Below are 11725 nucleotides of genomic sequence, written 5' to 3'. Positions count from 1 at the left end.
CGGCCGGGGTGAAGGCCTGCAGCTTGGTCAGGAAGTCCAGCGTCGCCGCCGGCCCCATCCCGCCCAGCACGCCGAGAACCAGCGAGGTCTCGGACATCAGAGGTGACCGTCCAGCACGGACTGGTAGCCGAACAGGCCCTGCGCTCCGCCGGTGTGCAGGAAGACCACCGTCTCCCCGTCGAAGGCGCCGGCCTTGGAGAGCGCGATCAGCCCCTTCATCGCCTTGCCGGTGTAGACCGGGTCCAAGAGGATCGCGTCGGTCCGCGCGGCCAGCTTCAGGGCCTCGATCACCGCCTCGTCGACCAGGCCATAGCCCGCGCCCACGTAGTCGCAGTCGGCGATCACCATATCGCGGGTCACCCGCTCCTTGTGGCCCAGCAGGTCAGCGGTCTCGACCGCAAGCTTGAAGACGCTGGCCTCCTGCGCCTCCTTGGGCGCGCGCACGCCGATGCCCAGGATGGGGATGTCGGCGCCCATCACCGCTATGCCGGCCACCAGGCCCGCATGGGTGCCGGCGCTGCCGGTGGCGGTGACGATGCGGTCGATCTCCAGCCCGATCTCATTGGCCTGGCTCACCAGCTCCATGGCGCACTCCACGTAGCCCAGCGCCCCGATCACGTTCGAACCGCCGCCCGGGATCACATAGGGTCGCCCGCCGCGCTCGGCCACCTCGGCGGCGACCTCGGCCAGCTGGGCGTTCATGTCCGTTCCGCCCGGCACGCGGCGGATCTTCGCCCCCATCAGCTCGTCCAGCAGCACGTTGCCGGACTGGGTGTAGTCGACGGCGTTGGAGCCGGTGCGCTCTTCCAGGATGATCTCGCAGTCGAGGCCGAAGCGCGCCGCCGCGGCCGCCGTCTGGCGCACGTGGTTCGACTGCACGGCGCCTTGCGTCACCAGCGTCGTGGCGTCGTTGGCGAGCGCGTCGCCCAGCAGGTACTCGAGCTTGCGGGTCTTGTTTCCGCCGCCGGCCAGCCCCGTGCAGTCGTCGCGCTTGATCCACAGGTTGGGGCCCCCGCCCGGCGAGGTCATCAAGGCCTCGGTGAGCCGCGGCAGCGGCTCCAGCGGCGTCGGCAGGTGGGCGAAGCGGAGGGGATTGAAGCGGGCGAGGTGCATGGCCTCGCCCTACATCGAAGCCGGGCTTGCGGCCAGCCCCTACGGCTTCACGTGCTTCGGCAGCGCGGCGGCCTCGGCCGGCGTCAACTTGCTCAGGCTCTCGACGATGCAGCGGTTGCCGCGCAGGCCGACGTCGAGGTCCAGCTTGTTGCAGATGCGGCCGGAGCCGGTCACGTCTCTCAGGATGATCGGATCGGACGATGTCGCGCCGGCGAGACAGTTGTTGCTCATCACCGCGCGATAGACCGCCCGGCCGCCGACGTCGAAATAGAGGGTGTGGTCGTCGCCCACCGTGTGGTTGCGCATGTCGCGGGTGAGGAAGCACGGGACATCGTCGCGGGCCAGCGCCGGCAGGGCCAGGGCGATCGCGCTCGCGGCGCCGAGCAGGGCTGTAGAGATCCTCATGGGCGTGCCTCCTTGGCGGTCTGAACTCTACCACGCCTGCGCTTGTTCCAATGAACCGCCGCTGAATGCAGGGGCCGGCGCGCGCGCCGCCGCAGGCGCGATCTGGGCAGTTTCTCGTCGGCCGGAGATTGATTCCTGCTGAGGAGAAACCTTAGAAATATCTCGGATACCCGGGGAACACGTATCCACCTGTATTTAAGATTTCTGTTTCAATGGTCGGTAACTATAGAATAGTTCTGAACTAATCCGCCACAACTTCGCAACGACACTTGAATTCATCTGTTCGCCTGACGCGAGAAGCGCATTGCACCGCTTGATAACCATGTTAGGAGGGCGCTCGGCGCGGCGTATGGCCGCTCCGGCGTGGAGATTTTTTACGTGAAGACAATCAAGATTGCCGCGGCTCTGGCCGCCCTGACGATCGGCGCGGCCGTGGCCGGGGCGTCGCAGGCTACCGTCTATACCCTGACCCTCGACGGCTGCACGGGCGGCTGCGGCGCGGCGCCGTACGGAACGGTGACCGTGACCAACGACCTGACCGACGCCGGGTCCCTGGACGTGTTCGTCCAGCTGGCGGCGGGCGTGCAGTTCAACGGCGCGGGCAACAGCAACAAGCACAACTCGCTGGCGTTCGACCTGGTCGGCGACCCGAGCGTGACCTACAAGAACCTCGGCGCTCAGCCGTTCGCCAGCTCGGGCGCGATGTCCGACGCCTCGCCGTTCGGCCCCTTCGGCTATTCCCTCGACTACACCGGGCAGAACCACAACCCCACGGGAGTCACCACCCTTTCGTTCGAGATCTACTCGGCGACCGCCACGGCCTTGAACCCGCTGGTCCTCGGCTTCACGACCTATAACAACACACCGCTGTATTTCGCGGCGGACGTGCTCTCCAACGGCAACACCGGCAACGTCGCGGGGACCTTGACCCGCGCCACCGTGCCCGAGCCGGCGACCTGGGCGATGATGCTGGTGGGCTTCGGCGGCCTCGGCGCCGTGCTGCGCGCCCAGCGCCGCCGCCAGGGCTTCGCGGCCGCCTGACGGTCCGCACCGCTCGAAGAAAGACATGGACCCCGGCCGAGAGGCCGGGGTTTTTGTTATGGGCCGCGCGGCGGCGTCGCCGCAGTTGAGCGCCGATCGCCAGGGCTTAGGCCGCGGCCGGGCTCATTCCGCGGCTTCCCGCAGGCCCTCGAACTGCTGCTCGCTGAGGACGTAGCAATCGCAGGCCCGCTCGACCAGCGCGGGCCGGTCGAGGATGGTCAGCTGGCCGCGCGAATAGGCGACGATCTTCGCCCGCTTCAGCGCCGCGGCCATCAGGCTGACCGTCGTGCGCTGGACGCCGGTCATCACCGCCAGATAGTCCTGGGTCAACGGCAGCAAATCGCTCCCGATGCGGTCCTGCGTCATCAGCAGCCAGCGGGCCAGCCGTCCGTCCGCGGAGTGCGCGAGGTTGCAGCCCACCCCCAGCTCCGCCTGCTGCGACAACGCGCGGGCATGACGGAATGTAAGGTTCACCAGCCCAGGGCTCTCGCCCAGCCGCCTGCGGAACACCGCAGACGGCAGGGCCAGCGCTGCGCCCGCGACCTGCACGAATATCCGCGATGTGGCCGGCAGGCCTGTCACCGCGTCCAGCAGGCCCGGCGCGCTTTCCCGGCCTACGGTCGTGGTCTCCACGATCCGGCCGTCCCGCATGACCGAGACCACCGAGATGCAGGCGCTGCTGGCGAAATAGAGGGTTTCCACTGTGTCGCCCGGCTCATAGAGCGCCTGGCCACGGGACAGACTGACTTCCCTGAGATGCGGCGTCAGATAGGCGGTGTCTTCTTCGGGTAGGGCGCGAAGTAGAAAGTTCCTGAAATACATCTCCGTCCCTAACCGCAGGCTTGCGGCCGTCGAATTAGACTCTTGCGCTCATCTAACAGCGATTCCCAATCTAAAATGTAGGAATAAGAGCTTTCCTGTCGTCCCGGAAAATTGACCGTCTGGCTGTAGACACTAATTGTCTGGTAGATTATTTATAATGTTATCCAACCCACATTGGTTACCGTCGAGCACGTCGCCATGAAGGCTCCGAAATCCACGCCGACACCGGCGATCTCTGATGCGCTTAAGCTTTCGCTCGTCGATGGGGAGGTCGTCTTCTTGGGCGACCGGCTCGGCTTTTCGATGACGCCCACCGCGGCCGCCGAGACCTCCGCGCGCCTCGCAGCCCTGCTGCGCCGGTCGGACGATCAAGCCCGCCACTGAGGTTCGCGCTCGCCTCTCGTTAATAAACTTGGCTGATATTTCGGGCGGCAGACAGACGCCCCTCCCTCCCGCGTGCTCCTGTGGCTCCGTTGGGGGGCGGGAGCGGGAAATGTCCAACGTTCAGCGCTATGGTCTCTTCCGCATCGGCTCGGGCTGGTGCGTGGCGGGCGACGACGACACGCGGCTGGACTTCGCGTCCTTCGCAGAGGCCGTCGCGGCGACGGATCTGCTGATCCGCGCGCACCGGGCCTGCGGCGACGCCTGCGAGATCCTGGTCCAGGACCGCGCCGGCGAGCTGATCAAGCTTCCTGACGGCGAGCCCGGAAGCCTCGACTCCATGTCTGACCAGATCATCGCCGGGTCTCGCGCCTGGTCCTTGCTCTCCTGAAGGCGGCCCATCGCCGAATTGCGGCTTCCGCTGACGGCGCTTCGGGCCTAACCTTCGGCTCTCCTCGGGGGGCCGCGCAAAGCGGCTGAGAGGCGGGTGATCCCGCGACCCGTCGAACCTGATCCGGGTCATGCCGGCGAAGGGAAGGATGCGGAGCCACCCCGCAGTCTCTCCGTCGGCGTCCCGCCTGAAGCGAGGCGCTACGCGATGAATAAGCCCACAGGAAACCTCGAGCTCGCCCCCAAGGACGGAAAAGTCCCAACGGGCGAACGCCCCGGGTCGCGCAAGGTCTATCAGCCGGGCGTGCTGTGGCCCGACATCCGCGTGCCGTTCCGCGAGGTGGCCGTGCACCCGTCGGCGAACGAGCCGCCGCTGACCCTCTACGATCCGTCGGGCCCCTATACCGACCCCACCGTCGCCATCGACATCGAGAAGGGCCTGTCGAAGACCCGCGAGCCCTGGGTGGTCTCCCGCGGCGACGTGGAGATCGTCGCCGATCCCCGCGAGGTGAAGCCCGAGGACAACGGCTTCGCGAAAGGCGAGCACCTGGCGCCCCAGTTCGCCGCGCCGCGCCGCGTCTACCGCGCGCGGGCCGGCGCCAATGTCACCCAGCTCGAGTACGCCAGAAGGGGGCTGATCACCCCGGAAATGGAATACGTCGCCATCCGTGAGAACCTGCGCCGCCAGGCGGGCGACCCGACCATCCGCGACGGCGAGCCTTTCGGCGCCGTCATCCCCGACCACTGCACGCCGCAGTTCGTCCGCGACGAGGTGGCCGCCGGCCGCGCCATCATCCCCGCCAACATCAACCACACCGAGCTCGAGCCGATGGCCATCGGGCGCAACTTCCTGGTCAAGATCAACGCCAACATCGGCAACTCCGCCGTCCTCTCCACCGTCGCCGACGAGGTGGACAAGATGGTCTGGGCGATCCGCTGGGGCGGCGACACGGTCATGGATCTCTCCACCGGCCGCAACATCCACAACATCCGCGATTGGATCGTCAGGAACAGCCCCGTGCCGATCGGCACCGTGCCGATCTATCAGGCCCTGGAAAAGGTCAACGGCGTCGCCGAGGACCTGAACTGGGAGGTGTTCCGCGACACCCTGATCGAACAGGCCGAGCAGGGCGTCGACTACGTCACGATCCACGCGGGCGTGCGCCTGCCGTTCATTCCGCTTACGGCGAAACGCGTCACCGGCATCGTCAGCCGCGGCGGCTCGATCATGGCCAAGTGGTGCCTGGCCCACCACCGGGAGAACTTCCTCTACGAGCGCTTCGAAGACATCTGCGAGATCATGAAGGCCTACGATGTCTCATTCTCGCTGGGCGACGGCCTGCGTCCCGGCTGCATCGCCGACGCCAACGACGAGGCCCAGTTCGCCGAGCTCCGCACGCTTGGCGAGCTCACCAAGATCGCCTGGAAGCACAACGTCCAGACCATGATCGAAGGCCCCGGCCACGTGCCGATGCACAAGATCAAGGCCAACATGGACGAGCAGCTGAAGCACTGCCACGAGGCGCCGTTCTATACCCTGGGCCCGTTGACCACCGACGTCGCCCCCGGCTACGACCACATCACCAGCGCCATCGGGGCGGCGATGATCGGCTGGTTCGGCACCGCCATGCTCTGCTACGTGACGCCCAAGGAGCACCTTGGCCTGCCCGACCGCGAGGACGTCAAGCAGGGCGTCATCGCCTACAAGATCGCCGCCCACGCCGCCGACCTCGCCAAGGGCCACCCGACCGCGCGCGCCTGGGACGACGCGCTCTCCCGCTCCCGCTTCGAGTTCCGCTGGGAAGACCAGTTCAACCTCGGCCTCGACCCCGAAACCGCCCGCCAGTTCCACGACGAGAGCCTGCCCAAGGAGGCCTTCAAGACCGCCCACTTCTGCTCCATGTGCGGGCCGAAGTTCTGCTCCATGAAGATCAGCCAGGACATCCGCGACGCCGCGCGGGCCCAGAACGGGGTGGACGCCGGCCTGGAGCAGATGGCGGCGAAGTTCCACGACCTCGGCGGCGAGATCCAGGTGCCTGTGGCGCCGGCGGAGTAGGCCCTCCGCACAATTTATCCGCTCATCCCCGCGAAGGCGGGGACCCGGCCTGGCTAAGACCTGATGAAGTCGAGCAGATCGGCGTTGATCGTCTCGGCGTTCGTCGTCGGCATGCCGTGCGGAAATCCCTTGTAGGTCTTCAGCACCCCGTTCTTCGCCAGCTTCGCCGATAGCGGCGCGGAATCCGCGTAGGGCACGATCTGGTCGTCGTCGCCGTGCATCACCAGCACGGGGACCGTGATCTTCTGGAGGTCTTCGGTGAAATCCGTCTGCGAGAAGGCGACGATCCCATCGTAGTGCGCCTTGGCGCCGCCCATCATCCCCTGGCGCCACCAGTTGTCGATGACCGCCTCCGAGGCTTTCGCGCCCGGCCGGTTGAAGCCGTAGAACGGGCCCGCCGCGAGGTCGCGATAGAATTGGGTGCGGTTGGTCGCGACCTGCGCTTGAAATCCGTCGAACACCTCCTTGGGCAGGCCCCCCGGATTGGCTGCGGTCTTGACCATCAGCGGCGGCACTGCGCTGATCAGCACCGCCTTCTTCACCCGGCTCTCGCCGTGGCGGCCCAGATAGTGTGCGACTTCTCCGCCCCCGGTCGAATGGCCGACATGGACCGCGTCCTTGAGGTCGAGGTGCGCCGTCAAGGCGGCGAGGTCGTCCGCATAGTGATCCATGTCATGGCCGTCGGCCACCTGGCTGGACCGTCCGTGGCCGCGGCGGTCGTGGGCGATCACGCGATAGCCCCTCAGGAGGAAGAACATCATCTGCGTGTCCCAGTCGTCCGCGGACAGCGGCCATCCGTGGCTGAACACGATGGGCTGACCCTTGCCCCAGTCCTTGAAGAAGATTTCGACGCCGTCGCTGGTGGTGATCGTCGGCATGCTGGTCTCTCCTATGTTTTCGCCTGGACAGGCGACGGCGGCGGGCGCCGCGGCGAGAGTGAGACGCTTACGGCCGCAAGCTATCATGTCTCGTCGGATGAGGGACCGGCGAGGCTCGGGCAGGCCGCCCTGGAGACTCGGCGGACCGGCTCTGTCATTCTTGGACCGACCCGCGCAGGGACCGGCGGAGTGTGGCCGCATCTCGGCGCGCCGACGCCGGCCACCCTTGCAACCCGGAAGCGCCTCCATGCCTGACGCGAAGCGCTCCGATCAAAGCCTGGCGATCCAGCTCAGGTCGCTGCAGGTCGCCCAGATCATCACCGCGACCATCCTGACCGGGTTCACGCTGTGGGCCCTGCGCCGCATCCTCGAGCCGTTCGTCCTCGCGGTCTTCCTGCTGATCATGATCGATGGGCTGGCCCGGGCGCTGCGGACCCACCTGCCCCGGTTTCCAAGAGCTGCCGCGCTTCCGGCGGCGATCGCCGCGATCCTCGCGATCTTCGGCCTGACGATCTGGCTGACCTTCGACAACGCCTCGGGCTTTGCGTCGGAGTCGGCCGTCTACGCCACGAAGATCAACGCCCTGCTGTCGCGCGCCGCCCAGCACTTCGGCCTCACCGTGACGCCGACCGCGGCCAGCCTCATCCGCGAGCTCAATCCCGCGCGCTTCGCGGGCGAGCTTGCCACCGCGCTCAGCCATTTCACGGAGGGCGCGGTCTTCACCCTCATCTACCTTGGCTTCCTGCTCGCTTCGCGGCGTGGCTTCGCGGAGAAGGCGCAGGCGTTCTTCCAGACGCAGGACGAACGCAGCGAGGCCGCCCGAATCTTCGAGCGCATCCGGCAGGGCGTGGAGCGTTATATCTGGGTGCAGACGGTCGTCGGCCTGATCATCACCGTGCTTTCCGCGGCGCTGATGTGGGCCACCGGCCTGACGCACGTGGCGTTCTGGTGCGCGATCATCTTCCTGGCCAACTACATCCCGGCGATCGGGGCTGCGATCGGAGTGCTGTTCCCGGCGGCCTTCGGGCTTCTCGAATTCGACGGCGTCTGGCGCGCCCTCGTCCTGGTGGGCGGGCTGGAGGCCATCCACTTCGCGGTCAGCCACGTCGTGCAGCCGCGGATGCAGGGCAAGAGCCTGAACCTGGACCCCATCGTCATCCTGCTGGCCCTGGCCTTCTGGGGCGCCGTGTGGGGCGTTATCGGCGCCTTCCTGTCCACGCCGCTGACGGTGATGGCCATGGCGATCCTGGCCGAGTTCAAGGCCACCCGGCCGCTCGCGGTGCTGCTGTCCAGCGACGGCAAGCCCTACGCGGACCTGCAGTCAGATGGCTGACGGGGACCCCGATCTCTCGCCCGGCGCCACGATCGCCGATGCCGACCTCTCCAACGTCGAGTGGGCCGAGCGGGACCTCACCGACCTTGTGCTGACGGGCTGCACGCTCACCGACGCCCAGCTCAGCGCGGTGATCCTGCAGGGCGCGCGCTTCACCGACTGCCGGTTCAGCCGCTGCCGCTTCGCCCACGCCGACCTGCGCGAGGCCGTCTTCACCCGCTGCAACTTCGCCGATCCCGACAGCCACTCCGGCGTCCAGATCGCCTTCTCGCAGCTGGACCAGGCTCGGTTCGAGGCCTGCGACCTGTCCTTCGCCGACATCGACCGCAGCAGCCTGTGGGCCGTCGCCTTCGCCTCCGCCAACCTGCGGGGCGCGCGCTTCCACCGCGCCGACTTCAGCCGGGCCTTCGGCGCCAAGGTGGTCCGCACCGCAGCGGCCTTCACCGCCTGCAACCTGGAACTCGCCGACCTCTCGGACGCCCGGCTGGCGACCTGCGACCTCTCCGGCTCGTCCCTGCGCGAGGCGGACCTCACCGAGGCCGACCTGGAAGGCGCGAACCTGGCCGGCTGCGACCTCTTCCAGGCGCTGACCGCCGGCGCGAAACTGGCGAACGCCGACCTGCGCGGCGCCGAGGTCTCGGGCCTCAACCTCGCCGCCCTCGGCTCCTACGAAGGCCTGAAGATCACCCTCGCCCAGCAGCAAGCCCTGCTCACCGCCATGGGCCTGGACGTCTACGCGGATTGAGAACGAGGAGCGGGCGGTTCAGTCCCGCTGCGGCGCCTTGGCGGGCGTCCACACGCGCACGGCCACCGCCACGGTCACCGAGCCCAGCACCGCGGCCGTCGCGCCGGCCCACTGCACCGGGGTCATGCCCACCGCCGCGTAGTGGCCAGCCATGCCGCCGCAGAGGATCACCAGCGAGGCGGTCCCCCAATCGATAAGTTCCTTCGACGTGATCATGCGGGGTCCCGAACCGGCTTTCGATGCAAATGCGACTTGCGCATTGAAGGCAGCTCTCTCTTAGCGAAACCCTTCCATATGCCGCGATGCGGCATTGGGGCGCACGGTCCGGCTCGCTATAGGAAGGCCTGCCCCACACCGAGAGCGCTTCCCATGGACGTCCAGGCCCTCAACAGCTTCGTAGCCGACCTCTGGCGCGACGAGATCACCCCGGCGCTGGTCGACTACATCCGCATTCCGGCCAAATCGCCGCACTTCGATCCGGACTGGGCCGCCCACGGCCACATCGACGCCGCTGTCGAGCATATGGCCGGCTGGGCGCGCGGCAAGCTGGCCGAGCTTCCCGGCGCGACGCTGGAGGTGGTGCGCCTGCCGGGCCGCACGCCGGTGATCCTCATCGAGGCGCCGGGCGAAATAGACGATACGGTTCTGCTCTACGGCCACCTCGACAAGCAGCCGGAGATGACCGGCTGGTCCGAGGGGCTCGGGCCCTGGGAGCCGGTGATCCGGGGCGAGCGGCTCTACGGCCGCGGCGGCGCCGACGACGGCTACGCCATCTACGCCTCGGTGGCGGCGCTGGTCGGCCTGCAGCGCCAGGGCGTCAAGCGCGCCCGCTGCGTGGTGCTGATCGAGGCCTGCGAGGAGAGCGGCAGCTTCGACCTGCCGTTCTACGTCGACCACCTGGCCGGCCGCATCGGCTCGCCCTCGCTGGTGATCTGCCTGGACAGCGGCTGCGGGAATTATGACCAGTTGTGGCTGACGACATCCCTGCGCGGCATGGCCGGCGGCCTGCTCACCGTCCAGGTGCTGGAGGAGGGGGTCCATTCCGGCGACGCCTCGGGCGTGGTCCCCGACAGCTTCCGCATCGCCCGCGCCCTGCTGGGCCGCCTGGAGGACGCCGCCACCGGCCAGATCCTGCCCCGCGCCTTCACCGTCGAGATCCCCGGCGACCGCGTCGCGCAGGCGCAGGTCGCGGCCAACGCCCTGGGGGACGAGGTCTGGAAGAAGTTCCCGTTCGCCGGATCGACCGCTCCGATCACCGAAGACGGCGCCGAACTTGTGCTCAACCGCACCTGGCGCCCGCAGCTGGCCGTTGTCGGCGCCGACGGCCTGCCCGAGCCCGCCAGCGCCGGCAATGTCCTGCGCCCCCGGACCACCCTGAAGCTCAGCCTGCGCCTGCCGCCGACCGCCGACGCCGAAGCCTGCGCCAAGGCGCTCGCCGCCACCTTCACCGCCGACCCGCCGCAGGGTGCGCAGGTGACCTTCGAGGAGAACCAGGCCAGCGGCGGCTGGAACGCCCCGCCGCTCGCGCCCTGGCTGGAGGAGGCCGTGCAGCGCGCCAGCCAGGCGACCTTCGGCCGCGAGGCCGCGCTGATGGGGGAGGGGGGCTCGATCCCGTTCATCGGCATGCTGGGCGAGAAGTTCCCTGACGCCCAGTTCGTCATCACCGGCGTGCTCGGTCCCCACTCCAACGCCCACGGCCCCAACGAATTCATCCACCTGCCGACCGGCCAGAAAGTCACCGCCGCCGCCGCCCTCATCCTCGCCGACCACGCTACGCGGGAGCGGTAGCGAAACCCGCGCGGGCCGGCGCGCATTCCTGCGCCATGCCGGACCTCTCCCTCCTCGACCCTGCCCTCGATCCCAAGGCCATGACCTGCCGTGCGGTGATCGAGAGCCCCAAGGGCAGTCCGGTCAAATACGCCTACGATTCCAAAGCGCAGGCCTTTGAGCTGAAGCGCATCCTGCCCGCCGGCATGGCCTTCCCGCTGGACTTCGGCTTCGTGCCCTCGACGATGGCCGAAGATGGCGACCCGCTGGACATCCTGGTCCTCAACGACGAGCCCGCCGTGGTCGGCGCCCTCGTCACCGCCCGCCTGATCGGCGTCATCGAGGGCGAGCAGACCGAGGAGGGCAAGACGTTCCGCAACGACCGCGTCCTCGCCGTGGCGCAGGTCTCCCACCTGTTCGAAAAGATCACGGCCGCCGAGGATCTCCCCGAGCGGGTTCTCAGGAACCTCACCCAGTTCTGGGTCAACTACGGCGCGCTGCGCGGCGCGACCTTCAAGGTGCTCGGCGCCAGGGGTCCCGACGAAGCCGTCCGCGCGATCCAGGCCGCCATGCGCTGAGCGCCTCCCGTCGGGCGGTTCGCCGGACAGCAAACGGCCCCGCTATCCACGAAGGACGGCGAGGCCAGATGGGCAGTCTTGTGGGCGCGGCTCTAGGAGCTGTGGACACTTATCGGAGCCACAGGATGATGGCGGCGAGGGTGACGACGGCGAGATAGTTCCTGGCGGTCTTCTCGAAGCGTGTGGCGACCCTGCGGAACTGCTTGAGCCTGGAGA

At 68.1% G+C, this 11725-nt stretch carries 13 protein-coding genes, 2 pseudogenes and 1 riboswitch; of the genes and pseudogenes, 8 read left to right on the top strand and 7 right to left on the bottom strand.

The window, feature by feature from the left end:
• From JWP28_RS18165 to JWP28_RS18155, 3 genes and pseudogenes are all read right to left on the bottom strand, one after another.
• Positions 1–97: pseudogene (locus JWP28_RS18165) on the bottom strand (hypothetical protein); the annotation flags it as partial.
• A complete protein-coding gene (locus tag JWP28_RS18160) occupies positions 97–1113 on the bottom strand; it encodes a D-cysteine desulfhydrase (RefSeq protein WP_299545139.1) in 1017 nt (338 codons plus the stop codon). The pseudogene JWP28_RS18165 and the gene JWP28_RS18160, both read right to left, overlap by 1 nt.
• A 39-nt stretch (positions 1114–1152) precedes the next feature.
• Complete coding sequence (locus tag JWP28_RS18155) at positions 1153–1518, bottom strand: hypothetical protein (protein WP_299545137.1); 366 nt, start codon at positions 1516–1518, stop codon at positions 1153–1155.
• A gap of 378 nt (positions 1519–1896) precedes the next feature.
• Between JWP28_RS18155 and JWP28_RS18150 the strand changes: the two genes are divergently transcribed.
• Positions 1897–2559: a PEPxxWA-CTERM sorting domain-containing protein gene (locus JWP28_RS18150; RefSeq protein WP_299545135.1), complete on the top strand. Its 663-nt coding sequence runs from the start codon at positions 1897–1899 to the stop codon at positions 2557–2559.
• 123 nt (positions 2560–2682) lie between these two features.
• Here JWP28_RS18150 and JWP28_RS18145 read toward each other — a convergent pair whose 3' ends face one another.
• Positions 2683–3381, bottom strand: a complete 699-nt coding sequence (locus JWP28_RS18145; protein WP_299545133.1) for a Crp/Fnr family transcriptional regulator — start codon at positions 3379–3381, stop codon at positions 2683–2685.
• A 198-nt stretch (positions 3382–3579) separates the two neighbouring features.
• Here JWP28_RS18145 and JWP28_RS18140 point away from each other — a divergent pair, with 198 nt between their 5' ends.
• From JWP28_RS18140 to thiC, 3 genes are all read left to right on the top strand, one after another.
• Positions 3580–3765, top strand: coding sequence for a hypothetical protein (locus tag JWP28_RS18140; RefSeq protein ID WP_299545131.1), 186 nt, complete (start codon positions 3580–3582; stop codon positions 3763–3765).
• 109 nt (positions 3766–3874) lie between these two features.
• Complete coding sequence (locus JWP28_RS18135) at positions 3875–4153, top strand: hypothetical protein (protein ID WP_299545121.1); 279 nt, start codon at positions 3875–3877, stop codon at positions 4151–4153.
• Positions 4154–4208: 55 nt separating this feature from the next.
• Positions 4209–4315: riboswitch (TPP riboswitch) on the top strand.
• A 45-nt stretch (positions 4316–4360) separates the two neighbouring features.
• Entirely contained in the window at positions 4361–6208 is a 1848-nt protein-coding gene (gene thiC, locus JWP28_RS18130; RefSeq protein WP_299545119.1) for a phosphomethylpyrimidine synthase ThiC, read from the top strand.
• Positions 6209–6261: 53 nt separating this feature from the next.
• Here the strand turns inward: thiC and JWP28_RS18125 are convergent, their stop codons facing one another.
• The gene (locus JWP28_RS18125; RefSeq protein ID WP_299545117.1) at positions 6262–7086 is read right to left on the bottom strand and encodes an alpha/beta hydrolase; all 825 of its coding nucleotides are present in this window, start codon (positions 7084–7086) and stop codon (positions 6262–6264) included.
• Positions 7087–7333: 247 nt separating this feature from the next.
• Between JWP28_RS18125 and JWP28_RS18120 the strand changes: the two genes are divergently transcribed.
• Complete coding sequence (locus tag JWP28_RS18120; protein ID WP_299545115.1) at positions 7334–8419, top strand: AI-2E family transporter; 1086 nt, start codon at positions 7334–7336, stop codon at positions 8417–8419.
• Positions 8412–9164, top strand: a complete 753-nt coding sequence (locus JWP28_RS18115; protein ID WP_299545113.1) for a pentapeptide repeat-containing protein — start codon at positions 8412–8414, stop codon at positions 9162–9164. The genes JWP28_RS18120 and JWP28_RS18115 overlap by 8 nt, the downstream gene beginning before the upstream one ends.
• A gap of 18 nt (positions 9165–9182) precedes the next feature.
• Here JWP28_RS18115 and JWP28_RS18110 read toward each other — a convergent pair whose 3' ends face one another.
• Positions 9183–9380 carry a hypothetical protein gene (locus tag JWP28_RS18110; protein ID WP_299545111.1) on the bottom strand — a complete coding sequence of 66 codons (198 nt, stop codon included), beginning with the start codon at positions 9378–9380 and terminating at the stop codon, positions 9183–9185.
• A 153-nt stretch (positions 9381–9533) separates the two neighbouring features.
• Here JWP28_RS18110 and JWP28_RS18105 point away from each other — a divergent pair, with 153 nt between their 5' ends.
• Together JWP28_RS18105 and JWP28_RS18100 are read left to right on the top strand one after the other, a co-directional pair.
• The gene (locus JWP28_RS18105; protein ID WP_299545110.1) at positions 9534–10952 is read left to right on the top strand and encodes a M20 family metallopeptidase; all 1419 of its coding nucleotides are present in this window, start codon (positions 9534–9536) and stop codon (positions 10950–10952) included.
• Between the two features lie 35 nt (positions 10953–10987).
• Positions 10988–11509, top strand: a complete 522-nt coding sequence (locus tag JWP28_RS18100; RefSeq protein ID WP_299545108.1) for an inorganic diphosphatase — start codon at positions 10988–10990, stop codon at positions 11507–11509.
• A gap of 109 nt (positions 11510–11618) precedes the next feature.
• Here the strand turns inward: JWP28_RS18100 and JWP28_RS18095 are convergent.
• Positions 11619–11725 (bottom strand): annotated as a pseudogene (locus tag JWP28_RS18095) (IS5/IS1182 family transposase); the annotation flags it as partial.

It is taken from the genome of Phenylobacterium sp., from assembly GCF_028290885.1.
Taxonomy (GTDB): domain Bacteria; phylum Pseudomonadota; class Alphaproteobacteria; order Caulobacterales; family Caulobacteraceae; genus Phenylobacterium.
Note: the sequence above shows the minus strand (reverse complement) of the source record. Positions and strands in the feature narration are given on the sequence as shown.